General features: G+C 57.5%; 18 protein-coding genes. 9 read left to right on the top strand and 9 right to left on the bottom strand.

Features of this window, described 5'->3' with window-relative positions:
* Window positions 1-4 precede the first annotated feature (4 nt).
* Window positions 5-2,521: a dockerin type I domain-containing protein gene (locus J3R75_RS19120; protein ID WP_307265173.1), complete on the top strand. Its 2,517-nt coding sequence runs from the start codon at window positions 5-7 to the stop codon at window positions 2,519-2,521.
* A 233-nt stretch (window positions 2,522-2,754) separates the two neighbouring features.
* Here J3R75_RS19120 and J3R75_RS19115 read toward each other — a convergent pair whose 3' ends face one another.
* On the bottom strand, window positions 2,755-2,913 hold the full coding sequence (locus J3R75_RS19115; RefSeq protein WP_307265170.1) for a hypothetical protein: 159 nt from the start codon (window positions 2,911-2,913) through the stop codon (window positions 2,755-2,757).
* A 922-nt stretch (window positions 2,914-3,835) separates the two neighbouring features.
* On the opposite strand from J3R75_RS19115, the gene J3R75_RS19110 reads away from it, so the two are divergent.
* The 6 genes from J3R75_RS19110 to J3R75_RS19085 all read left to right on the top strand — a co-directional run bounded on the left by J3R75_RS19110 (window position 3,836) and on the right by J3R75_RS19085 (window position 13,261).
* A complete protein-coding gene (locus tag J3R75_RS19110) occupies window positions 3,836-4,729 on the top strand; it encodes a hypothetical protein (protein ID WP_307265167.1) in 894 nt (297 codons plus the stop codon).
* 133 nt (window positions 4,730-4,862) lie between these two features.
* Window positions 4,863-6,002 carry an adenylyltransferase/cytidyltransferase family protein gene (locus J3R75_RS19105; protein ID WP_307265164.1) on the top strand — a complete coding sequence of 380 codons (1,140 nt, stop codon included), beginning with the start codon at window positions 4,863-4,865 and terminating at the stop codon, window positions 6,000-6,002.
* A 75-nt stretch (window positions 6,003-6,077) separates the two neighbouring features.
* Window positions 6,078-8,000 (top strand): alpha/beta hydrolase family protein, encoded by a 1,923-nt coding sequence (locus J3R75_RS19100; RefSeq protein ID WP_307265161.1) that lies wholly within the window; start codon window positions 6,078-6,080, stop codon window positions 7,998-8,000.
* Between the two features lie 427 nt (window positions 8,001-8,427).
* On the top strand, window positions 8,428-9,129 hold the full coding sequence (locus J3R75_RS19095) for a TorF family putative porin (protein ID WP_307265159.1): 702 nt from the start codon (window positions 8,428-8,430) through the stop codon (window positions 9,127-9,129).
* A gap of 65 nt (window positions 9,130-9,194) precedes the next feature.
* A complete protein-coding gene (gene mfd, locus J3R75_RS19090; RefSeq protein ID WP_307265156.1) occupies window positions 9,195-12,437 on the top strand; it encodes a transcription-repair coupling factor in 3,243 nt (1,080 codons plus the stop codon).
* 77 nt (window positions 12,438-12,514) lie between these two features.
* Complete coding sequence (locus J3R75_RS19085; RefSeq protein ID WP_307265154.1) at window positions 12,515-13,261, top strand: SAM-dependent methyltransferase; 747 nt, start codon at window positions 12,515-12,517, stop codon at window positions 13,259-13,261.
* Window positions 13,262-13,745: 484 nt separating this feature from the next.
* Here the strand turns inward: J3R75_RS19085 and J3R75_RS19080 are convergent, their stop codons facing one another.
* The 6 genes from J3R75_RS19080 to J3R75_RS19055 all read right to left on the bottom strand — a co-directional run bounded on the left by J3R75_RS19080 (window position 13,746) and on the right by J3R75_RS19055 (window position 18,658).
* Entirely contained in the window at window positions 13,746-14,444 is a 699-nt protein-coding gene (locus J3R75_RS19080) for an aromatic aminobenezylarsenical efflux permease ArsG family transporter (protein ID WP_307265153.1), read from the bottom strand.
* Complete coding sequence (locus tag J3R75_RS19075) at window positions 14,441-15,091, bottom strand: nitrophenyl compound nitroreductase subunit ArsF family protein (protein WP_307265151.1); 651 nt, start codon at window positions 15,089-15,091, stop codon at window positions 14,441-14,443. The genes J3R75_RS19080 and J3R75_RS19075 overlap by 4 nt, the downstream gene beginning before the upstream one ends.
* 30 nt (window positions 15,092-15,121) lie before the next feature.
* Window positions 15,122-16,405: an ISL3 family transposase gene (locus J3R75_RS19070; RefSeq protein WP_307259144.1), complete on the bottom strand. Its 1,284-nt coding sequence runs from the start codon at window positions 16,403-16,405 to the stop codon at window positions 15,122-15,124.
* A 271-nt stretch (window positions 16,406-16,676) separates the two neighbouring features.
* Window positions 16,677-16,925, bottom strand: a complete 249-nt coding sequence (locus tag J3R75_RS19065; protein WP_370882411.1) for a thioredoxin family protein — start codon at window positions 16,923-16,925, stop codon at window positions 16,677-16,679.
* A gap of 97 nt (window positions 16,926-17,022) precedes the next feature.
* Window positions 17,023-18,318 carry a permease gene (locus tag J3R75_RS19060; RefSeq protein WP_307265148.1) on the bottom strand — a complete coding sequence of 432 codons (1,296 nt, stop codon included), beginning with the start codon at window positions 18,316-18,318 and terminating at the stop codon, window positions 17,023-17,025.
* Window positions 18,319-18,370: 52 nt separating this feature from the next.
* Entirely contained in the window at window positions 18,371-18,658 is a 288-nt protein-coding gene (locus J3R75_RS19055; protein ID WP_307265145.1) for an ArsR/SmtB family transcription factor, read from the bottom strand.
* A gap of 466 nt (window positions 18,659-19,124) precedes the next feature.
* Between J3R75_RS19055 and J3R75_RS19050 the strand changes: the two genes are divergently transcribed.
* Together J3R75_RS19050 and J3R75_RS19045 are read left to right on the top strand one after the other, a co-directional pair.
* Window positions 19,125-19,280, top strand: coding sequence for a hypothetical protein (locus tag J3R75_RS19050; protein ID WP_307265142.1), 156 nt, complete (start codon window positions 19,125-19,127; stop codon window positions 19,278-19,280).
* A gap of 131 nt (window positions 19,281-19,411) precedes the next feature.
* Entirely contained in the window at window positions 19,412-20,209 is a 798-nt protein-coding gene (locus J3R75_RS19045; protein WP_307265139.1) for a class I SAM-dependent methyltransferase, read from the top strand.
* Between the two features lie 75 nt (window positions 20,210-20,284).
* On the opposite strand, the gene J3R75_RS19040 is transcribed toward J3R75_RS19045, so the two are convergent.
* Both J3R75_RS19040 and J3R75_RS19035 read right to left on the bottom strand, forming a co-directional pair.
* Window positions 20,285-21,337, bottom strand: a complete 1,053-nt coding sequence (locus J3R75_RS19040; protein ID WP_307265136.1) for a tartrate dehydrogenase — start codon at window positions 21,335-21,337, stop codon at window positions 20,285-20,287.
* A 62-nt stretch (window positions 21,338-21,399) separates the two neighbouring features.
* Complete coding sequence (locus J3R75_RS19035) at window positions 21,400-22,086, bottom strand: MBL fold metallo-hydrolase (RefSeq protein WP_307265133.1); 687 nt, start codon at window positions 22,084-22,086, stop codon at window positions 21,400-21,402.
* Between the last annotated feature and the right edge of the window lie 506 nt (window positions 22,087-22,592).

Genomic DNA, 22,592 nt, shown 5'->3' with positions numbered 1-22,592 from the left:
CGCTATGAAAACCACAAAAATCAGATATTATGCATGGTACTTCCTAGGTATGGCGTTGTTTGCGGCGTCACTTCACGCCCTTTCTGGCGATATCAATGGTGATGGCGTGCTGGACGTCGCCGACGTGGTGCGTGTGCAGGGCATGATTGATGCGACGGTATCTGCCGACAGCCGGGCCGATTTCAATTTTGATGGCACTGTCAATGCGGTTGATCTGCGCATGTTGGAGGACGCCTTGCGTGGCGTGGCCCTGCCGGCGTTGCTGGCAAAGGCGACGATCGGCGCCGCCGGCGGCACGCTGGAGCACGCAGCCAGCGGCTTCCGCCTGGAACTGCCCGCCGGGGCGCTGGCGACGGCGCAGTCGCTGGCCCTAGCTGAATGGGACCGCGGCGAGACCGCGCGTTATGGCATGGCCAGCGTTGGCGCGGCGCCATTGATGCTGTATGGCTTGCCGGCGGTGGCAGAAGCCGAGATCAGCTTCGCGCTGCCTCCTGGCGGGACTCGCAATGGCGAGAGCTACTCCCTGGCTGTTGGCGTCTACGAGCTAGCACGCAATTCCTTGGAGCCCCGCTGGCATTTCCAGCTGATGACGGCTGAGGACGGCGTCAGCGTCAGCAACGGCCGGCTGACTTGGCGACCGGAGCTGATTCCGCAGAGCGGCGGGCTGCGCCGCAGCGATGCCCGCCCCGGTGGCATCGCCTTTGAGATCGTGCGGGACTGGCTGGGCGGCACGACCTACCAAAGCACGAATTTTCGCCTGCAACCGGTGAGTACCGAGACGACCAATGCGGAAATGGATCGCCTGCAGGGGCTGCTGCAGGATCTTGAGTACGCTTATACTCGCGCTGTCGCCCTGGGCTTTCCAATGTCAAACCGGACGACGTTGTGGGGAGATGACGCCCAGCGAGTGAAAATCGTGATCAAAAAAACCGACCGGGAGAGGCTCTATGGCCTAATCGGGTCCAACGAAGGGGCTGAAGACGCCTGGTGCCTCCCGCCCGGATATTTCTCTGCGCCCTACCTAGAACTCAATACCGGCGTGGTTACTAGCGCCAGCCGCCGGGAAATCGTCGCCCACGAATTCGTCCATTATGTGCAATACATGTACGCGAACAACACGACGACGATGTGGTTGGACGAGATGAGCGCGACGTGGATGGAAGGCCATGTGAGTCCACAAGGTAGAAATTACACGCCGAGCACCTACAAGAATCCCCGTGCCCCCATCAATGGGCTCTACCGTCGCAGTTCGCGTTTCAATGTGAACTATACGGGTTTTCATGGCTACAGCTTGTCGGTGTTTGCGGCCTATCTGTCGCAGCAGGGTAATTTCCCAGCAGATTTCTGGCATCGGGTGTTCAATCACGATATGTACAAATACGGCGAAGGCGTCGCGCCCTTCGCCGCTGCGGCCGGTGACATGGGCGTCTTGGGCTTGGAGACCATGTACCAGCGTTTTTTGCGTGATTATCTGAGTGGCAAGTCGCCATATAGCACAAGTATGTACCGTTCAATAACGATTTTCGGCAATACCGATCAGAATGAGGGCGACTGGCAGCGCTTTGCGCAGAACGGCAAGGTCAGTAAAATAACCAAACCGGCTGATATCAGTGGCAAGCTTGAGCAGGCGTTCAGCATCCAGGACATGGGCGCTGCGACCTGGCTATTTACCTTCCCCAAGCCAAAGGAGTTGGTTCGTGACGGCGATTACGCACGCCTCGAGGTGGACGACGTCTGTAGTGATCTCTTTGCAGTGCTGTTTCAAGGGCCAGAGGCCATCGGCGTCAGTAGTTTTGAAAACATAAAACGCGATGACGAGCGCAAGAAACTCATTTTGGACATCAGTCTTAACGCCTTGAAGGACAGCGACCGGCCTATGAGCATCGGCGTCGTCGCGGTGAATGCCAATGATAATACGGGCGACGCCCCGGAGCTGCGGCCGGTGACCCTGTCCATGCAGTTCCTAGGCGTGGTGACCCTGCCGGTTAGCACGACGCATGCTGGGGTTTTCGATATGCGCCTCATGCAAGCGTCGGCTGATCTGGAAATACGCAGCGAGACTCTCGGCGTGCTGGGACTGTATACGGTGGATATGTGGCCGGGGGTGGGGGAGGAATTGGGCCCTTTTCCAGTGGTCACCGTGCAGATGAACAAAGTCTTTCCGCAGACGCTGCGGGTGCGTTCGACGATTTCGCTGGTGGATTTCGGCGAAGTGCATGGTAAGGACAACCTTGGTTACGATTTCAGCAGCCACATGGTGCCGACGCAGCGGGTGAAGATCCTGGTGGGGGAACGCACGGCAGCCGGGGAGGAGCTACTCTTGCTTGATACGGTCGAGACGACCCTTGACGTGCTCGCCAGCAAGGATGGCGTACCAGTGGAGTTGTCCCCGAACAACATCGGCAATTCCGTGGCAATCGAACTGATACCGATCTATGAGGGCACGGGCATCACCAGCGGTATGGGCGAAAATTTGCGCGTGGCGTGGTGCGAATTTTTCCCCTACGAGGGTGCCGAATAGCAGCCATGACGACGGCAGCAGCCCATCACTGGTTGAAACACAGCGATAGGCTCTGACCTGACACGTCTTTGCTTGTCAGGCGGTGTGCGGGGCTTCCTAGCCACCCCAACTTTACAACCGTAATCAGCACGTGGCGACGCCTGCTAGCCTCTGGCGACGGCGCGGGCTGAAAGCCCGCACCACGGCCGGGAGACGGGCGCGCTTGGCTCAGCATACTGCGGGAAAGGCTGGTATCAATGGCTCTTATGAAACACGCTGCCGCAAAGGTCGGCGGAAATCAAGGTCGGATGGCTGGACGGCGGCGGGCCGTGGGTTTCCTGCAAATTGTCCCAGCGAAGCGCCGGGGTGTACACTGACCGATTACACGCAGCGCCTAGAAATCGGTCAGCCATTGATACCAGCCTTTTCTGCGGCCATTTGTTTTCAGCGCCAAAGGCGCGGACTAAGATAGCCCAGGGCAAGTGCCCGCAGGGCGCGCCGCCCTGGGTAAGGGCCCGACCAGAAAGGAGCCCTGTAGGGGCGACCTAAAAAAACACCGCGCAGGGCGCTTAGGTACAGCAAAGGGAAGACACATCGTTCCATTGCCTCTTTGGCTCCAGTCAGCTTCGCCGACTGAAGCCAAAGAGGCTGAGGAACACGGACCAATATGGCGCCCTACCCAGGGCGACGCTCCGCCTTTGGCGTCGCTTGCCCTGGGCTATCTTAGGCCGCGCTTTCAGCGCTTCTGCCGCTTCGCGGCGGAAATGCACGACGAGAAAAGGCTGCTTGGTTGAAACAACAAGTGCCATGGATACCGTTAAATGAAGAGCATCGGTTTCATAGGAGTGATTGATAACCAAAACGGTGGTGCCTCTACGAGGCACTGTCTGTTGGCAGGCTGCTTCCCCAGGCTAAAGCCTGGGGTTAAGCATGGTTAAGCGCCTACGGCGAAAAAACATGGATATTGAATGATGGTGGTTTTCGGCCCGAACCGGACAAAGCACGTCGTCTGATCGGCCAAGTTCGGCCCGGAGGGCCGCACCATGCATAGCTCCGGGTGAGGCGCCCGGAGGGCGCCGCAACCCGGGGGATGATAGCACGTTAGAATTGCGCCCGGAGGGCGCCACATTGGCAAGACACGCCGCGTCCCCCGCGCCAGCCAGAGGCATGCCGTGCATCCGTTATCAATCACTGACCGATTGCACGCTGAGCCTGCGACACGCTCCAGCTTGGTTTGCATGCAGGGCATTTCGTGATATTTTGTACTGCGATCGGTGCCGGTCACGGCAGGGGCCACGTGGTGGCCAGTCATTGTCAACAAGGGGGCTAACTTTTATGCGCTGGCGCGTTCCCTGGAAAAACGAAAAAGTGGTCAGGCAGAATGGCGGCGAGGTGACGCCATTCTTCTTCAAAGGCCGCTACTATCTGCTGGAAAATTTTTTTGCGTCGTCGTTTTTGTATCCTGGTCACGAGGTGAAGTACCGTTATCACGAAGACGGCTTTTTGATTCGTGACATGGACAGCGACCGCATCATCAGCATTCCGTTGCTGAATCATTATTTTGCCTCGGCGATTGTCCACGGCGATCGGGTGCATGTTTTTGCGGCTGATTACGGTGTTGATCAGGCCTGGTGGGAGATCAAGCGGTTGGTTCGCATCAGCTCAGACGACCTGGTGTCCTGGACTGCGCCGGAGGAAGTCGTGCACAGCGATGGCAAAGAGCATCTCTTCAACAGCGCGGTGGACTTTGACGGCAAGCGTTATGTGATGCTCTACGAAACCGACGATCGTCGCTGGACGCCATTTACCTTCAAGTTCATTGAGTCGACCGACCTGCGTACCTGGCGTCCGGTAGCCAATGCCATCTACGGCACGGACCGTTATGTGGGTGGCCCGTCGCTGTATTATGTCAATGGCTTCTTTTATGTCCTGTATCTCGAACAGCGCAAGGGCTTCTATGAAACGCGAGTCACACGATCGCGAGACCTTGTTAGCTGGGAAGACGCCGCCGATGACCGGCCCTTCCTCACGCCCGACATGACCCATAAGACCAACCCGGCGCTTTATCCGGATGTGGTCGAGATCAATGCCTCCGATCCAGAAATGATTGAGCGGGACGGTATGGTCTGGGTGTGGTGGAATGGCGGCAACCAGGCAGGCTGTTCGGACCTCAAATTTGCCCAGTATCACGGCACTATGCAGCAGCTTTTGGAAAGTTTTTATCGTTAAATCAGTTCACTGGCCGGTATTCGCGGCCAGCCGAAACGGCCAGATCGCCAGAGTCCGGAAAACAGGGACTGCCGGAGCTCTCGGGGCCGTTTCCTTTTTTCAGGCAGCAAAGCCCCCGAAATGAGTCGCGCATATGGAATACTCGCGAGCAAGCCTCAATCCCGTCTCACCCATGGGCGGCACCGGCGTCTGCCAAAAGGAAAAGCGCATCCGCGAGATTCTTGCCGAGCGCAATCCCTACGGGTTGGATCTTGGCGGCAAATGGCTGGATCGCGTTTTTGCCGCGTATCGTCAGCCCCACCGCTATTTCCACACCCTTGATCACTTGTTATCCATCTGCGAGCAAATCCGCGAGACGGTGTGGGAGCGGGAGGAACTGGCCGCACAGTTGCTGCTCACCGCGCTTTTCCATGACGTGGTGTGGTTCCCTCAGGGCGGTGACAGCGAAGAGCGCTCCGAGGCCGCGTATCTGTACATCCTGGCCGCGCTTGGCGAGCCCCTACCCGCCGAGGCTAAGGAAAGCATCCGCCGCACCATCTTGTCGACGAAGTATCAAGATGACGTCAGCGAGCTGGCGGCGCTTTTCCACGGCTATGATTGCCGGGTGATTATCCATGGCGATTACGTGGACTTGCTGGCCTACGAATTTCAGATTTTCCGCGAATTCCAGTATCTGAATATGATTGACTATCGCAAGGGCCGCAGCGCGTTTTTCCAGCGCTTTGCCAAACGCTACCCGCAATGTCGCAGCACCATGAATTTCCTCATTGAGTACCTTGAGCGCCGCCGACCACGGGTGGGTATTTACGCCGGTACTTTCAGCCCCTTCCATATCGGGCATCTCTCTATCCTCGAAAAAGCCGAAATGATGTTTGACAAGGTCATCGTTGCCGTCGGTATTAACCCCCAGAAGCATGTCGAGCGCGACGAACGGTTGGATGTCTCCCTGCCGTTTCACGAAGTGGTCTATTTCGACACCCTGATGGTTGATCTTCTCGAAAAAGAGTCCGCCTTCTGTGATGTGACGCTGGTGCGCGGTTTGCGCAATGGTTACGACCTCGACTACGAGATGAACCAGCTTTGCTTCATGCAGCAAATGCGTCCCGATACCCACGCGGTCTATATACCCTGCGACAAAAAACTTGAGCACGTCAGCAGCTCGGCACTCAAGGGCATGTCGCGCTTCCCCAATCTCCATGGTCGTGACAGTTTCTACTACCCCAAAAAGTTCGATTATTTCCGGCAGCCTCTCCAGGAGCTCTTCGGCTTCTGAGGCTCCTGACTGTTGAGCCGCCACGCAATCAATCTTACTTGTAGATTCCTGGCATTACAAAAGGACAACCCGACGATGAAAAACGGCTACCAGCACATGGTTATCGATCATTACATCCACAAGTTGCGGGCCATGCGGGCCGTTCGTAGCCGTGAACTGGCCGCGTTGCGCACCCGCGAAGATGCCATGGCCTATCGCGATAAGCTTCGCAAGGCTATTGACGCTGCCTTTGGCCCCTGGCCGGAGTGGACACCGCTGGATATGCGCATCACCGGCGTCAACCAATTCGACGGCTACCGCATCGAGAACATCATCTACAACAGCCGGCCGGATTTCTGGGTGACGGCGAATCTCTATGTGCCCGATGGGTTGACGGCTCCGGCACCGGGCGTCATCGGTTGCTGCGGCCATAGCAAAGAAGGCAAGGCAGCCGGGGTGTACCAGTCTTTCGCGCTGCGGCTGGTCCATGACGGTTTTGTTGTCCTCATGGTCGATCCCATTCATCAGGGCGAGCGCGATCAGTACCCCAAGCTCGCACGCTTGGGTAGCGGCAAACAACTCTGCGATGCCCACAACGTCATGGGCCGGCAGCTGGAACTGCTTGGAGATTTCTTCGGCAGCTGGCGCGTCTGGGACGGCCGCCGCGCCATTGATGTTCTCGCCGCCCGGCCGGAAGTCGATCCCAAACGTCTGGGGATCACTGGCAACTCCGGCGGTGGCACGCTCACCGAATGGATATGGGCCAACGACGAGCGCCTCAGCATGGCCGCGCCGAGCTGCCATGTCACCAGCTTTCTCACCAACCTCGAAAACGAGCTGCCCACCGACAGCGAGCAGTGCCCGCCCGGCATCATCGGCGCCGGCCTGGAAATGGTCGACCTCATGATCGCGCGTGCCCCGCAACCGGCCATACTCCTCGGTCAGCAGTACGATTTCTTTGAACGGCGCGGCCTGAAAGAGGCGTATGGAGAACTCAAGCGTTTCTACGAGCTCCTCGGTGCTGGCGATCAGGTCGAGCTCTTTATCGGCCCCTGCACGCACGGCTACTCGCCACACAATCAACAGGCGATGCTGGCGTTCTTCCACAAGCACGCCGGGATACCTGGCGTGCCCGCAGAAATTGACCCCAAGCCCGTAGCAGAAGCCGTCCTCGCCTGTTGCCCGGAGGCCAATGTGGTCAAAGCCGGCTCCAGGCCCATCTATGACCTCATGGCCGAAACCGCCGAGGCGTGGGCGAGGTGCCGTCAGGCACCGAAAAATGCCGGCGAATGGCGTAGTACGCTCGCCAAGCTGCTGAAGTTCCCCGAGGCCACTGGCGTGCCGCACTACCGCGTTCTCCGCTCGCAGCGCATCGGCAACGACGTCTGGCAGCGCAGCGGCATCGAAACCGAGGGCGACATTCTGGCCATTATGCGCAAGCGTCTGCGCAGCAAGGATCGCGGTGAGACGCTTGACGTCGAGGAAGACGTCCATCTCTATCTGCCGCACCTCGGCTCCGAGCTTGACTACCAGGACTGCTCCTTGGTGGCTGGAATAAACCCGGGAGGCGAGTTGTACACGCTGGACGTCCGTGGCCTAGGTGAGTCCATGCCCGAAGACCACCTCAGCATGTACCGTTCCTACGGCATGGACTACATGATGCACGCCACCGCTTTGATGTTCGGCGAAAGCATGTTCGGCCGCCGGGTATACGATATCATCCGCACGCTTGATCTGCTCAAAGCCGAGGGGACCAAGAGCGTCCATCTCTACGGCCGTGGCCAAGGCGCGCTGCTGGCGGCCTTTGTGGCCATGCTGCGCGACGAGGTCGTTGACGTCACGCTCTATAACGCCCCCACCAGCTTCCAGCAGTGGCTCAAAGCCGGCGTGTCGGACTGGCCGGCGGCAAGCACGCCCAAAAACGTGCTGCGCTATTTCGATCTGCCGGATCTCTACGCAGCCCTTGGCCAACGGTTGACCATGATTGACCCCTGGGACGAACGCATGGGCAAGGAATAAACAGCGACAAGAGGGGGCGCGCCTAGTAGAGGCGGACTTCTTGATATGGGGTCCGCCATACCAGACGCTATTGGGCTTGCGCGGCATCACATTATGCCCTAAATAAAAGTGCATTTTTTTACAAAATTTACATGGTTTTATGCGTGGAGGCGCTTGTAAAGCGAGTGACGGGGAATACAGTAGAGGCACCTTGGACCTGGTCGACCACAACGTCCCTGGAACCGCTGGAAGTAAATGCAAGGATAAGGAAAAACGTGTTTTTGGAAAGGACACACAGATGAAGAGCATTTTGTCCGCATTAGGGTTCACTGCATTAGGCACAATGATGCTACTAAGCGTTGAACTCAAGGCACAGGACAGCACTGCCACGCCGGAAACGTCTCCTGGTGGGTCTGTCGCAGTGGTCGAGACACAAGAGGAGAGCACTATGCCAACGCTCTCAGCGACTGTCACCTACGCATCCGCGTATATGTACCATGGTTTTATTTTCAATTCCGGGAATGTCCTGCAACCTGACATCAGCATCGCGTGGAAAGGCTTCTACGCCGGGGTGTGGGCCAACTGGGATTTCATGGACGACAATGGCACCCAGAACAATGACTTCGAAGAGTGGGACTACTACGCTGGTTACGGCCACACCTTCGCAGACGTTCCGGCCCTCGGCGCACTCAGCCTGGAAGCGACCTACACCTACTACGACTATCCGAGCTTTTCTGACTTGGATACGCAGGAAATAAGCCTGGCGGCGACGCTGGACGACCTTTTCCTACAGCCGTCGCTGACGGTCGCCTGGGATTTTGAAAACGACATGTTCTGGGCCAGCATTGGTGGCAGCCACAGCGTGGCGTTGTCGGCCATCAGCGAGAAGCTCAGCTTGGACATGGAAGGCGCGCTTTACTGGGCCAACACCAAGTACAACGACTACAATTACGATGTGGCCAAGAACGCCCTTACGGCCATCCAGTTTACGGCCGGCCTGAATTACGCCGTTTGTGATTATTGCAGTTTTGGACCCTTTGTCATCTGCGCTTGGGCCTTGGATCACGATCTGCGCGAAGTCTGGAAAGATGACGCGATGAACAGTGCTTTCAATGTCCTCTGGGGGTTTGCGCTCAACGCAGAATTCTAAGACGAGGCTGCCTTTGGGCAGCGATCCATATGGAGGCATGACACAGCTTGAAGGACCTGGCACCAATGCCGGCATGGCGTGACATCCTCCAAAAATGGGCACGGCAGGCGCGGATTCCATCCGGCGCCTGCCGTTTTGCGTTGCATGATGACGAGCTGCTGCCGCTGGCGATCGGGCAGCTTTGCCTGGCCAGGGCGACGCGCCTGGTCGTCGTCGCCGCTGACAGCGGCCGCGCTGATAATCTGGCTGCCACGCTGGGCTCTCTGCTGCAGCTTTTGGGGGAAACGCGGCCGGTCATTCCGTTGCCGGAGGTCGCGCCAGGGCGGCGGCAATGGGTGCCCGAGAACGAAGCCGGCCGTTGCGCCGCGTTGGACGCGGCCTTGAGCGGCCGCAACGCGATTTTCGTGACGACAGCCGCCGTGCTGATGTCCGAGACCATCACGCCGAAAAACTACCGCGAGCAGAGTTTCACTCTGCGCAAGGGTATGACTATCTCTCCCGACGCGTTGGCCAAGAAGCTCGTGGAGCTGGATTACGACAACGAATTTGAGGTTCAGAGCCCCGGTGAATTTGCCCGTCGCGGTGGCATCATGGACATCTACTCGCCGCTCTACGACGCGCCCGTGCGCCTGGAATTCTGGGGCGACGACATTGACAGCATGCGTTTTTTCCTGCCGGACACGCAGCGATCCTTCCGTGACGCGCCGGAGTTGTGCGTCGTGCCGCGGGGCATGGCGATGCTAGAGGATAATGCCGGTGCCAAGGCGCGCGTGCACGACTTTTTTGCGGATGACCTGCCGCTGGTGCTCTGCGCGCCTGATTTGATTGCGCGGCACCTGGGCAGCTACGCCGACACCGATACCCAGATTGGCTGGCAGGACCTGGTTGCGTCGGCAGGCAACTGCGTGCAGCTGCTCACCGATGGTGGCGATCCGGCCTTGCTTGCCGATGGCGGCGGCAGCATTGTCCACACCGACGCGATCAGCCTCGGCGCTGAACTGGCGTCTCTGCTGCCCGAGTTGGGCGACGGCGCGGCCTTGTGGCATTGGCAGCAGTTGCGGGACAATCTCCTGCGTTGGCAACGCGGTGGCTACAAGCTGGTCGCCTGCTGCGCCGGCGCTGGCGAAGTCGATCGCTTCCGGGAAATCCTCCATGACGATCCGCTGACGCGCGAGCTGCCCATTGTGGTGGAGCAACACGAGTTGGACGGCGGGCTGCTCCTGCCCACCGCCAGGCTGGTGCTGCTGAGCGATCACGAGATTTTTGGTCGCAAGGGCCCGCGGCGACGCCATCGCCATGTCGCCTACCATCAAGACGCGGCCATGCACGACACTATTGACCTGGAAGATGGCGCTCTGGCGGTGCATGTCACCCAGGGCATTTGCATCTTCCATGGCATTCGCAGCCTGGAATCCGGTGGCGAAGTTCAGGACGTCATTGACCTGGAATTTGCTGATGACGCGCGACTCTACGTGCCCCTGCAGCAGGCGCACCTGATCAGCCGCTATCTAGGCGCCGGCAAGAGCACGCCGAGCTTGAGCCGTATTGGCGGCGTGTCTTGGCGCAATGCCAAGAAGCAGGCGGCGGACGCGGCTTGGGACCTGGCGGCGGAACTCCTGCGCATTGAGGCGATGCGAGAGCATGCCGCCGGCATGGCCTTCAAACCGCAGGTGGAATGGGAGCGGTCTTTTGCGGGGTCTTTCCCCTACGATGAAACGGCAGACCAGCACGACGCGATTGCCGCCGTGCTCGCTGACATGGAAAATCCCAAGCCCATGGACCGCCTTCTCTGCGGCGACGTCGGCTATGGCAAGACCGAAGTGGCCATGCGTGCGGCCTTCCGTGCCGTGCTCAATGGCAAGCAGGTCGCCGTGCTGGTGCCCACTACCGTGCTCGCCCAGCAGCACTTTGAGAATTTCCGCGAGCGCATGGCCGAGTACCCCGTCCGCCTGGAAATGCTCAGCCGTTTCCGCAGCAAAGGCGAGCAGAATGACATTGTCAGAAAACTCGCCCTCGGCGAAATCGACATCGTCATTGGCACCCACCGGCTATTGCAGGCCGACGTGCAGTTCTCGGCTCTGGGTTTGCTGGTTATTGACGAGGAGCAGCGCTTCGGTGTCAAGGACAAACAGCGTTTCAAGGCCCTGCGCGCCAACTTGGATATCCTGACCATGACTGCAACGCCTATTCCGCGCACGCTGTACTTCAGCTTATCGGGCATCCGCAATCTCAGCACGATCATGACCGCGCCGGTGGACCGTCTGCCCGTGACGACCGTCGTGGCGAACTTCGACAAGGAGCTGATCAAAGAAGCGGTGCGCCGCGAGATGGAGCGCGAGGGCCAGGTGTTCTTCCTCTACAATCGCGTTCAGACCATCGCCAAGATGCTGGACGTCATGAAAGAGCTGGTGCCTGATGCGCGCTGCGCCATCGCGCACGGCCAGATGTCCGCCGGCAAGCTCGAAGACGTCATCGTCCGCTTTATCCGCAAGGAAATCGACGTGCTCATCTGTACGACCATCATTGAAAGCGGCATTGACATACCCAACGCCAACACCATCATTATTGATCGCTCTGACCGCTTCGGGCTTTCCGAACTCTACCAGCTGCGCGGCCGTGTCGGCCGGCATCATCGCCAGGCCTACGCGTATCTGCTGTTGCCGCCCATGGGCATGCTGCCTGAAAATGCCCGACAGCGTCTTGCCGCGATCCGCCGCTACACGCACCTCGGTGCGGGCTTCAAGCTCGCGCTGCGCGACCTGGAAATCCGCGGCGCGGGCAACATCCTGGGCACTGAACAAAGCGGCCACATAGCAGCCGTGGGTTTCGATCTCTACTGCCAGCTGCTCAAAGAGGCCGTTCAGCGCCTGGAGAAAAACAGCAGCGCCGACGCACCCAAAGACATCGACATCAGCTTCGATCGCCTGTCCTTCGCCACGGTCGCGGCTCCCGGCAAGGCCGCCGTGGCGATTCCCGCCGCCTACGTTGGCGATGAAGGCGCCCGCGTCGATTGCTACAAGCGCCTGCAAAACATGACATCGCTGTCGGAATTAGCGGTCTTCCAGCAGGAATTGCGCGATCGCTTCGGCCAGCTGCCCACGTCCAGCGAGGCGCTGCTGTTGCTGACGAAAGTGCGCATCCTCGCCCGCAAAAAGAACGTCATTCGCCTGCAGGTCCGCGATCGCCGCCTGGTCATCGAAACCCCGCGCGGCCTAGTGAAAGACGCCAAACGACAAGTCCCGACCCTGGCCAGCGACAACGGCCACGAACAACTCCAAGACGTCGTCGATGCCCTGACGCGTTTGTGAAACGCTGCTGGCGCAATCTGCGGATATATATTGAGGGCAATCCCTGAATAAGTTCACCCACAAGGAGATTTACTGCGATGGACATTCCACGCATCTTCAACGTCACCGAGAGCGCACACCGCATCCACAATCCGTTCACTCCAGAGAAGCTCACCGCTCTTGGCGCGGCGTTGCGCCTGGAGCCAGGCACTCGCGTGCTTGACTTGGGCTGCGGTTCGGGTGAGATGCTCTGCACCTGGGCGCGTGATTATGGCATCGTCGGCACGGGTGTCGATTTGAGCCAGCTGTTTTCCGAGCAGGCGAAGCTGCGCGCGCAAGAGCTCGGCGTGGCGGATCGGGTCACCTTCGTGCATGCTGACGCCGCCGGTTATGTCGCTGAGGACAAAGTCGGCGTGGCGGCCTGCATTGGCGCCACCTGGATTGGCGGTGGCGTGGCCGGCACTATCGAGCTGCTGACGCGCAGCCTCAAGCCCGGCGGAATCATCCTCATTGGCGAGCCCTACTGGCGGCAGGTACCGCCGAGCGAAGAGGTCGCCAAGGGCTGCCAAGCCGAGGCCATCGCGGACTTTCTCCCGCTTCCTGAGCTCATCGCTTCATTTGGGCACTTGGGCTACGATGTTGTGGAAATGGTCTTGGCTGATCAGGACAGCTGGGATCGCTACGAAGCCGCCAAATGGCTCACCATGCGCCGGTGGCTCGAAGCCAATCCCAACGACGAATTTGCGAAAACGGTTCGTGCCGAGCTGAGCTCGGAGCCCCTGCGCTACACCACCTATACCCGCGAATACCTGGGCTGGGGCGTCTTCGCCTTGATCGCGCGCTAGAGCCTGTCCGAAAAGCATAGTTTGGTTTTGCGAGGGGGAGGAAAGGGCCAATGGCCCTTTCCTCCCCCTCGCGCTCCCCCACCTATCCCTTTTCGGCTCAGCGCCTTGCGGCAATCGCTTCGCGTTTGCCGCAAGGCGCTGAGCGTCAGCAGCAGAGGGCTCGGTCGGGCTTTTCACCGCTGATTTCGCCGAAGTCATCGCAATTTTGTGGCTGAAGAAAGGCTGCAAGCACGCTTACGCCAGGTCAATATCGTTTTCGGACGACCTCGCGCTAGTGCGAGAGGCCATGTCGGCGGCAGTGGTTGTGTTCGGAATGCGGAACGGGGGCGATTACGGCCGCTACCGGCGTTTTCCCCAAGGCAGCGCGCGTTTTCGCGCTTCTGCCGCGTCGCGACGATGACATGTCAACTCTGCCGCTTGCCGCCGAATGCGTTCGCCCCCTGCAGTCACAATGACAGCAGGGGGCGAATCCAAGCAATTCACTTCACCACACTTTCACGCCCAAGGTGATGGTCAGGGTCATGCTCATGCCGACTAGGAGAAAAATCACGCCGGTGAGGCGCTGCGCCCAGACTTCGAATTGGGCAATTTTGTTGTAGGCCTTGGCGACGTGATTGGCGCTGAAGGCCAGCAGAAAGGCGAAGACAAGGACGGGCAGTCCGGTTGCTATGCCGAAAACGCCGGGCAAGACAAGCCCCGACTCCATCTTGATCGCCAGGGGCAGGAGGCTGCCGAAGAACAGCGCTGCTGAGGTCGGACAGAAACTCAGGGCGAAAATCACGCCGAGTCCAAATGCGCCCAGGACTCCGAGCTGCTCTGCCTTCTTGCGCATGACATCGCCAAGGCCGGAGCCGGACGGCAGGCGCAGGTTCAGCAAATTCAGCAGGATCATCGCCACGACAATGAGCAGCGGCCCCATCAGCAGATTCATGTATTTTTGCAGCACATGCGACAATTCTGGGGCGGCAGTCAAGCCACTGACCAGCAGCATGCCCAACACCGCATAGGTCAAAGTCCGCCCCAGCGTATAGAGAAGGCCCGCGCCTAAAACGACGGCGACCTTGCCCACCTTACGCGAAACGAAGCTGATCGCGGCGATGTTGGCTGCCAACGGGCACGGGCTGATGGCGCACAGGAATCCGAGCCATGCCGCTGTGGCAAGCGCAAGCAGCATATCGTTCATTGCGCCTCCGCCATGCCTTTGATTTCTCTTTCAAGGTACGCCATGAACTCGTCGTCGGACTGCCGGATGATCGTCCAGATTTCCTCGAGATTCTTGACTTGGTCGCCTTTTTGCAGAACCACGCTTTTGGTGGTCAGCTGGAAATCCTTGACGAAGTGCTCGTTTTCCGCCACGTCCGTGTTGATGATCTTCAGGGCCATATCGCCATTGGCGAGCTGGTCGGCAAAACGTTTTTGGAGCGTTTCAATAGTCAGTTTCTCGAATTTATTGCAGGTCATACAGCGCATATTGCCATGAAAGTAATAGACGGTCAAGATATCTTTGTTCACCGGGATTGCCGCCGCGGTTTGCGCTGTGTTAGTATCGGAAGCCGCTGCTGCTTTTCCTCTGGACTCGCGGATCACCATCATGGCCACGCTTAACAGAACGAAGAGCAGCAGGACCGCGGTCAGTACTTTTTTGCCGCCGCTGCCGCTGCCGCAGCCACAACCGCAGCCACAGGACGGTTCTTGCGGTTTTGGGGCGCTGTCACAGCAGCAGGCACCGGCTTTGGCGCCGCCTTCCTGTTGGCCCTTCTGCTTGTCGGTTTCGCCGGCGCTGGCGACAGAGCTGCCTGCTGCAAGCAGATATTTTGGTGCTTCAGGCAATTCCGTGGGTTGCAAATTTGAGTGCAAGTGCTAGTTGGCGGCCTCTGGCAGCAGGTTAAGTTTCCCGCAATGAAACAGAATTGCATTGCGTAAAGATTCTTTGTTTTTGAAACCACATGCACTTCTCTTGACAGCCTCAATTTTGCTGTTCAGCCCCTCGGTCAGGGCATTGCTGACCCCATGTTCGATTGCAGCCACTATGCCATAGAAGTGGTTTTTCAGCGTATGGGCGGCTTTTGCCATGTCCGGAATTTGTGAATGCGTCGCCCACCAGTACCAGTGTTTGAAATACTTCGGCGTCTCTTCTTTGTCGGGGCAAGTTGTCCACATGTCGCGAAGGTTTTCCTTGATTGCCCATGCCCGCGCCGTTTTCTTGGCAATCTGTCTAACTTTTTCGAACCTGGCCTTGTTTTTGTCAGGAAGATTCTCCCTGCCATACAGAAAATCATGGCGCGCTCCGAACATGCTTTTCTTGTCCTCATCGCTCATCGTGGCCTGTTCTTGCTTTCGTGTGCTGTCCACTGCCTTTTGGACGACCTGCATCACATGGAAATGATCAAAACACAGTTCGGCATTGGGCATGAAGTTTGACGCAATACGCTCATACCCCGCACTCATGTCCATGGCCGCGATCTGGACGTTTTTCAAACTTTCCTTGCGTTTTTCAAACCAGGGGCTGATGTCATCAATGCGCCGCTTGTCCACCACGTCAAACACGCTCCCATTGCCAATGTCAGTGATAATGGTGAAATAGCGATGTCTGGAAAACACCTGCTTCTCGTCAAGTCCCATGATGACCGGCGTCGTATCGCCACGTCGCTCAAGCCCTCGCTTGACGGCCCGATCGCGGATACTTTCCAACATGTCCCAAGACACCCTCGTTAGTTCGGACGCATCGGTCAAATTGGAGGCCTGGATGGTCTTGATGCACTTGCTTTCCATCTTGTATGTAATTGAGATCTGTGAATCAGCCAGAGGAAAGTCGCTGTTGACGATCCCATGCTTGGGGCATTGAACTCGGGGAATACGGGCATGAAGGTAGGTCTTGCACTCGCAGGTGTCCAGATGTTGCCAGGTTCTTTCCGGAGCATGGTCGTAAGTAGGTGATGGGGTGTGACAGGCATGACACGAAAAGCGATAATGCTCCTGATGGATCAGCCAGACGTCAACACGGGTACTGTCGTCGGAAATTTCGACCTTGGAGACAGTCCAGGGCGATGGCGGATTAATCACGCGTTGATAAAACGACTCCAAGTTCATGGCGGACTCCCATGGCTCAATGTGAATGACGAGGTCAGGTGATTGACTGGGCATTGCGTGGCCATGAGGTAATGAAACACAAAAATGATCGGGTGCAACAAAAGTGAAGGCATTCTTGCAATAACAAGAAACACCGAAGCGGAAGATTGCTCCGACTGCCTTCCATACAAATTGACATGGAAAGCTGGGCGGGCATCATAATTTGAACATTAATTGATCGTTGAATATCAACAAGTTACACTATTTTATGCGTACGATTAGCTGGCTTTTTTCCCCCCATGTGACAAGGCGTTGTCTTGGTTCTGAGCACAAAACGTCGAAAAATCTACCCACTAAGTTTCCTGAAGAGCCGATATTTTTCCGCTTCATCGGGGCTTAATAGCTTGCCGGTGCAGAGCACCTTGCCGTTGATGCCAAGGGCCGGGGTCATCATAATTCCGGCATCGGTAATGGCATTGATGTCAGTAACTTTCTCCAGTTCGAATTCAAGGCCGAGCTTTTTTGCCGCGGCATCCACATTGGCTGCGAGTTGTTTGCACTTGTCACAGCCGCTTCCATAAATTTGGATCTTCAGCATCGGGGTCTCCTAGTTTGGTGGCTTGTGTGGACCGAATGAGTTCGACAACGAGGGTTATTGCTGGTTCGCCTATACTGCCGCATGGCGTTCGGCATTACAGCATTCCGAAAACATATCCGCCGATGGTGGAAAAGAGAACGACGAGGGCCACAAAAGCCGCCGTCTTCTGCAGTCCGAGCACCTGATTGATGACCAGCATTGAAGGCAGCGACAGGGCCGGTCCCGCCAAGAGCAGGGCCAGTGCCGGACCTTTACCCATGCCCGCTCCCAGCAAGCCTTCGAGGATCGGTACTTCCGTCAGCGTGGCAAAATACATAAACGCGCCGGCAAAGGAGGCGAAGAAATTGGCCAGCAGAGAGTTGCCGCCGACGGCCTTCGCCACGTAGTCGCTTGGAATCAGCCCCTCGTGGCCAACTCGCCCCAACAAGAGCCCGGCAATCAGCACGCCGAACAACAACAGCGGCATGATTTTTTTCGCAAAATCCCAGCTTGCTGCGAACCAGCCATTGAGGTCACTGTTTTTTGACGTGCTGGTGAAAAATCCCAATCCCAGAAAGCCCGCCGTGAATGCCAGTATCGGATAGTTGGGGAAGCCCAAGGCCAGGAGCGCCACAGGACACGCCGTTGTCAGCACCTGCCATAAGGGCATGGCAAAATAGCGAACCAGCATGACGCCAAGCAGCATTGCCGCAGCGCCAGTCAAATACCACTTGATGTTCCAGATCGCCGCCCAGATACCGCTGCTGCCAGCGGGCTTGCCCCAATTGGCAAAAACGAGGATCGCCGCCATGCTGCCGAAATAAAGCACGTTTTGCCACAGCGGCCGCACCTCTTCCAGTGTCGCATCGTTGCCGGCGGCGGCGGCTTTGGCTTGTTCTTCCTTCCGAAACAGCCAATGCATGCCGATGCCGATAAGAATGCTCATGCCGATGGCACCGAACGCCCGGGCGACGCCGATTTCAACGCCAAGCACCCGTGCTGTCAAGGTGATCGCCATGATGTTGATCGCCGGGCCGGAATAGAGAAACGCCGCCGCTGGCCCAAGCCCGGCTCCTCGCTTGTAGATACCCGCAAACAACGGCAGAATGGTGCAGGAGCAGACCGCCAGAATGGACCCGGAAACCGACGCAACCGCATAGGCGAGAGTTTTCTTTGCCGTCGGGCCCAGATATTTCATGACTGCGCCCTGACTCACGAAAACGCCGATTGCCCCAGCTATGAACAGGGCTGGGATCAGGCAGAGCAGCACATGTTCTTGGGCGTACCATTTCACCAGTTCCAGTGACTCCAACACGGCATTGTTGAACCGAGCCGTGCCGACAGGCAGCCAGTAGCAGAGCGCAAACACACTCGTCAAACCAAGCAGCCAACGCCATTGGGTTTTCCACATCGTTAGGGTCTCCCGTATTTAGTTTAATGCCTAAATATATGACAAAAAAATATTACTTGCGGTTTTGCATGCAGGTTACCACGTCGAGAATACAGGGGCAACGCAAGCGGTAGAAGACCGACTGTCCGCGCTTGTCGCTCTCCACGATGCCGGCCTGCCTGAGGATGGTCAAATGCTGGCTGATCGTGGCAAATTGGACGCCAATGGCGTCAACAAACTCACACACACAGTGTTCTTGACCGTCGGCCAGCTGTTTGACGATCCATAGTCGCGTGGGATGCCCAAGGGCCTTGAATACCTCGGCTTCCTCTTGGCACGTTTTTTTCTCAAACTTCAGCATCACCGCTCCTTTGTTATTTAGTAATATGCCATAATGTCAGCAGGATGCAAGAGTGCCAGGGAGCTTTATAGTAAAAGGTTGTAATCGGTCAGCCATTGATAACCAAAACTGTGGTGCCTCTACGAGGCACTGCCTGTTGGCAGGCAGCGTCCCCAGGCAAAAGCCTGGGGGTAAGCATGGTTAAGCGCCTACGGCGCAAAAACATAACCATTGAATGATGGTGGCTTTCGGCTCGGATCGGACAAATCACGTCGTCAGGTCGGGCAAGTTCGGCCCGGAGGGCCGTACCATGCGTAGCCCCGGGTGAGGCGCCCGGAGGGCGCCGCAACCCGGGGTATGATAACAAGTTAAAATTGCGCCTGAAGGGCGCCACATTGGCTTGGTACGTCTCGTCCCACCACGCCAGAGAGGCAAGGTGTGCCGCCATTCTCAATGGCTGACCGCTTACCATAATAGTAATCGGTCAGTGTACACCCCGGCGCTTCGCAGGGACAATTTGCAGGAAACCCACGGCCCGCCGCCGCCCAGCCATCCGACCTTGATTTCCGCCGACCTTTGCGGCAGCGTGTTTCATAGGAGTAACCACCCCGGTGAATTCCCTGCCGGGGTGGTTACTGACTGATTACATGGAAATGGACTGCAGCATAGCTGCTGGTTTGTCAGTGGCGGTGTCGCTGGTTACATTGGCCTTGGTGAAGGTTCTTAATCGTCCCGTTGAAACAGTACACATTACTGATTGTCGAGAGCAGGGCCATGGATCATCGCGAGGTTGGCAGGTACTGGAATGGCAATGCGGAGGCTTGGACGCAGTTGGCGCGCGCCGGTTATGACGTGTATCGGGACTACCTGAACACGCCGGCATTTTTAGACATGCTGCCTGACGTGCGGGGGCTGTCAGGGCTTGATATTGGCTGCGGTGAGGGGCACAACACCCGCCTGATGGCGCAGAAGGGCGCGCAGCTGGTCGGCTTGGATATTGCTGAGGTTTTCATTGAGCACGCGGCCAAGACGGAACGGGACGCCCCGCTGGGGATTGAGTACTGCGTTGCCAGCGCGGTCGAAATGCCGTTTGCGGACGGGCGTTTCGATTTCGCCACGGCCGTGATGAGTCTGATGGATATTCCCGAGACGGGTCGCGTGCTGGCCGAGGCGTTCCGCGTCCTCAAGCCTGGCGGCTTTATGCAGTTTTCCATTTGCCACCCATGCTTTGACACGCCTCACCGGCGGAACCTTCGGAATGAGCAGGGATTGACCTACGCCATTGAGGTGGGCGACTACTTCCGGAGCCTGGATGGCGAGCTGTCGGAATGGCTTTTCGGGTCCGCCCCCAGCGAACTGAAGCAGAAGTACCCGAAGTTCAAGGTCCCCAGGTTTACGCGGACGGTCAGCCAGTGGTTGAATATGCTGGTCGAGACCGGCTTCGTCATTGAGCGGGTTGAGGAGCCCCGGCCCTCAGATGAAACCGTGCAGCAATGCCCCGCTGTGCAGGACGCCCAGGTCGTGGCCTATTTCCTGCATGTCAGGGCGAGGAAACCGCAGGTGAAAACATAATACGCAGCAACGATTCGTGACGCGCCTGTTGTGGGCGATCTCTGGCGGAAGGCAGCGACTTCGGGGTGGCAACGATTACAGCACGGCAAGGATGGCATCCGTCATTTCCGTGGTGCTGGCCTTGCCACCGATATCCTGTGTAACGGCTTTGCCCTCTCTGAGAACGTGCTGCATAGCCGTCATGATTTGGTCGGCTTCTTCTTTACAGTCGAGATGCTCCAGCATCATTGAGATGGCCCAGAAGGTGCCCATCGGGTTGGCTATGCCCTTACCGGCAATGTCCGGTGCCGAACCGTGGATTGGCTCAAACATTGAGGGGTACTTTCTCGCCGGATTGATGTTGCCGGAAGGAGAGATGCCGATGCTGCCCAGCATGGCGGAACCCAGATCGGTGAGGATGTCGCCAAACAGATTGCTGGCGACGACGACCTGCAGGCGATCCGGATGCATGATGAAATATCCAGCCAAGGCGTCCACGTGCATCTTGGCGGACGTCATGTCTGGATAGTCCTGGCGCACCTCATCATATATTTGATCCCAGAACACCATGGAGTAGTTCAGGGCATTTGATTTGGTGGCCGAGAGAAGATGGTTCTTGCCATTTTTCTTTGCATACTCGAAGGCATAGCGCAGAATGCGTTCAGTGCCCTTGCGGGTGAAGATGCTATGCTGCATCACCATTTCGTCAGCCTGTCCGTGGTTTTTCCATTCGCCTTTGCCGCAGTATTCGCCTTCGGAGTTTTCTCTGATGCAGACAAAGTCCATGGTTTCGTTTTTCAGGGGGGAGTTCAATCCAGGCAGCATTTTGACTGGGCGCATGTTCACATACTGGTCAAATTCCACGCGGATCGGCAGGAGCAGCTGGCGCAGGGAAATATGATCCGGAACTCCGGGAAAGCCCACGGCACCCAGGAGGATCGCATCGCAGTCGCGGAGGATAGCCATACCATCAGCGGGCATCATTTTTCCATGTTTCAGGTAATATTCGCAGCTCCATGGCAACTCGTGGTACTGAAAAGAGATGCCGCCGCTGACTTCGGCAATGCGGTCGAGTACCCGCCGTCCTTCTCGTATGACATCTACACCAATACCATCACCCGGAATAACGTTCAATCTGAAAGTCTTCATTGAGTTTCCTATGAGTGTCGTCTTGCCTCATTGGGCCGGTCGGAGTTTGATGGGTGCGCGACTTAAGACAGTTCCAGCCATTCGAGTACCGGCAGTTCGTTGCCAGTCAGGTCGGGTAAGGCCGTCTTGAGCCTGATATAATCATCTCGCAGGGCGAATTCCCGTAGCGGGTGAACGAAATCATCATGGTGAGTTGGATAGAAATGGCGGAATGTAATATGTCCCAGTAGTTCGGGGAAACCGGGCTTCCAGCGGCTGATGCCACAGAAGAAGTGGTCGCAGTGCTGCTGATCCAAAGCCGGAAGATGGAAATTGGCCGAGCCGATATTCAAGATGCGTTGTCCTTCCACTTCGATAAGGAAGGCGAAGACTTCGCCGCATAGCCAATGGGCTCTTTCCTGCATGGAGACAGTCGGCACTGACTGATAGTAGCCAGGAGCGCCAGTCGGCTCCATGTGCCTGGATTCGAGGGCTGTTACTCGTACCTCACCGGGAAGATTCAGCACTTCGCCATAGGTCAATTCGTGCAGATGCTGTTCCGGTACTCCGACCTTGCGCATGATGGCGCAGGCCGTTTTTGACGCGTAGAGCGTCGCGCCCGAATGGGCAATGACCCGTGGGACATCGGGCAGATGATCCCAGTGGGAATGGGTCATGAGTATAAAGTCGGCCGGACCATGCAAGTAGCGGTCGACCTCGTCGGGCACGGTTAATTGCACCGGATTGCGGCTCACGTAGGGGGCAATCATAAATGATCCACGTGAATGACGGAATTCCAGCGCATTGATTCCTAGCCAACGAACGGCAACACTCATTGTCCTGCTCCGATGTGTTCAGTAATTGTGAGCCCAAGAGGGGAACGTGTCTGTTTTTTCGGGTGAAAAACGTAATGGCTCAATCACGGAATACACTGTCTGGGAAACGAATGTTCGGGCTGAACGGGTAATCGGTCACCCATTGAGAATGGATGCACACCTTGCCCCTCTCTGGCGCGGTGGGACGAGACGTGCCAAGCCAATGTGGCGCCCTCCAGGCGAAATTCTAACTTGTTATCATACCCCGGGTTGCGGCGCCCTCCGGGCGCCTCACCCGGGGCTATGCATGGTACGGCCCTCCGGGCCGAACGTGGCCGACCTGACGCCGTGCTTGGTCCGATCCGAGCCGAAAACCACCATTATTCAATGGTTATGTTTTTGCGCCGTAGGCGCTGAGAAAGGCTTCAGAACGACTGTGTCAAGTCTCTTTTTTTATCACA

Source organism: Oligosphaera ethanolica (assembly GCF_030814695.1).
Taxonomy (GTDB): Bacteria; Verrucomicrobiota; Lentisphaeria; order Oligosphaerales; family Oligosphaeraceae; genus Oligosphaera; species Oligosphaera ethanolica.
This window is presented reverse-complemented; position numbering and strand designations above follow the sequence as displayed.

Bases quoted from the DNA above. Each gene is read 5' to 3' on its own strand.
- J3R75_RS19035 (WP_307265133.1), bottom strand. From the start codon at position 22,086: ATGATTGCCCCCTACGTGAGCCGCAATCCGGTGCAATTAACCGTGCCC.
- J3R75_RS19080 (WP_307265153.1), bottom strand. From the start codon at position 14,444: ATGAACGATATGCTGCTTGCGCTTGCCACAGCGGCATGGCTCGGATTC.
- J3R75_RS19110 (WP_307265167.1), top strand. From the start codon at position 3,836: ATGCGCTGGCGCGTTCCCTGGAAAAACGAAAAAGTGGTCAGGCAGAAT.
- J3R75_RS19070 (WP_307259144.1), bottom strand. From the start codon at position 16,405: ATGCCCAGTCAATCACCTGACCTCGTCATTCACATTGAGCCATGGGAG.
- J3R75_RS19095 (WP_307265159.1), top strand. From the start codon at position 8,428: ATGCCAACGCTCTCAGCGACTGTCACCTACGCATCCGCGTATATGTAC.
- J3R75_RS19105 (WP_307265164.1), top strand. From the start codon at position 4,863: ATGGAATACTCGCGAGCAAGCCTCAATCCCGTCTCACCCATGGGCGGC.
- J3R75_RS19120 (WP_307265173.1), top strand. From the start codon at position 5: ATGAAAACCACAAAAATCAGATATTATGCATGGTACTTCCTAGGTATG.
- J3R75_RS19085 (WP_307265154.1), top strand. From the start codon at position 12,515: ATGGACATTCCACGCATCTTCAACGTCACCGAGAGCGCACACCGCATC.
- J3R75_RS19045 (WP_307265139.1), top strand. From the start codon at position 19,412: ATGGATCATCGCGAGGTTGGCAGGTACTGGAATGGCAATGCGGAGGCT.
- J3R75_RS19040 (WP_307265136.1), bottom strand. From the start codon at position 21,337: ATGAAGACTTTCAGATTGAACGTTATTCCGGGTGATGGTATTGGTGTA.
- J3R75_RS19060 (WP_307265148.1), bottom strand. From the start codon at position 18,318: ATGTGGAAAACCCAATGGCGTTGGCTGCTTGGTTTGACGAGTGTGTTT.
- J3R75_RS19100 (WP_307265161.1), top strand. From the start codon at position 6,078: ATGAAAAACGGCTACCAGCACATGGTTATCGATCATTACATCCACAAG.
- mfd (WP_307265156.1), top strand. From the start codon at position 9,195: ATGCCGGCATGGCGTGACATCCTCCAAAAATGGGCACGGCAGGCGCGG.
- J3R75_RS19115 (WP_307265170.1), bottom strand. From the start codon at position 2,913: ATGGCTGACCGATTTCTAGGCGCTGCGTGTAATCGGTCAGTGTACACC.
- J3R75_RS19055 (WP_307265145.1), bottom strand. From the start codon at position 18,658: ATGCTGAAGTTTGAGAAAAAAACGTGCCAAGAGGAAGCCGAGGTATTC.